The sequence below is a fragment of the Streptomyces flavofungini genome (assembly GCF_041028215.1).
GTDB classification, from domain to species: Bacteria; Actinomycetota; Actinomycetes; order Streptomycetales; family Streptomycetaceae; genus Streptomyces; species Streptomyces flavofungini_B.
In genome coordinates, this window is sequence record NZ_JASKYR010001494.1 from 1 (window position 1) to 663 (window position 663).

Annotated in this window: 2 pseudogenes; both read left to right on the plus strand. The window is 75.4% G+C overall.

Annotation, left to right across the window (positions count from 1 at the left end):
• A pseudogene (locus tag AB8Z36_RS41840) lies at positions 1-371 on the plus strand (CoA-transferase); the annotation flags it as partial.
• Positions 372-388: 17 nt separating this feature from the next.
• Positions 389-663: pseudogene (locus AB8Z36_RS41845) on the plus strand (nitronate monooxygenase); the annotation flags it as partial.

The following is a 663-nucleotide window of genomic DNA, read 5'->3' on the forward strand; positions in this document are numbered from 1 at the left end:
CGATCAACAACCCGGTGAGCTACTGGATACCGAGGCACTCGCCCCGGGTCTTCGTCGAGAAGGTCGACATGATCAGCGGCGTCGGGTACGACAGCGCCGCCGCCGCGGGCCCCTCCGCCACCCGCTTCCACGATCTGCGCCGCGTCGTCTCCGACCTGGGCGTCTTCGACTTCGCGACGCCGGATCACGCGATGCGGGTGGTGTCCCTGCATCCAGGGGTGACGCCGGAGCGGGTGCGCGAGGCCACCGGGTTCGCCCTGGCCGTGCCCGACGACGTGCCCCGCACCCGTGAGCCGACCGGCGAGGAGCTGCGGCTGATCCGCGATGTGGTGGACCCGCGCGGGCTGCGCGAGCGCGAGGTGCGGGCGTGACGTCGGACGCGCCCGTCATCGAGACGCCGCTGACCCGCCTGGCCGGGGTGCGGCACCCGCTGGTGCAGACCGGCATGGGCTGGGTGGCGGGACCACGCCTCGTCTCGGCGACCGCCGACGCGGGGGCGCTCGGCATCCTGGCCGGCGGACGCGGTGATCGTGCAGGGCGGCGAGGGCGGCGGCCACACCGGGGAGGCCGCCACGACGGTGCTGCTGCCGCAGGTCGTGGACGCGGTGGACCTGCCGGTGATCGCGGCGGGCGGGTTCCGCGACGGCCGCGGCCTGGTCGCCG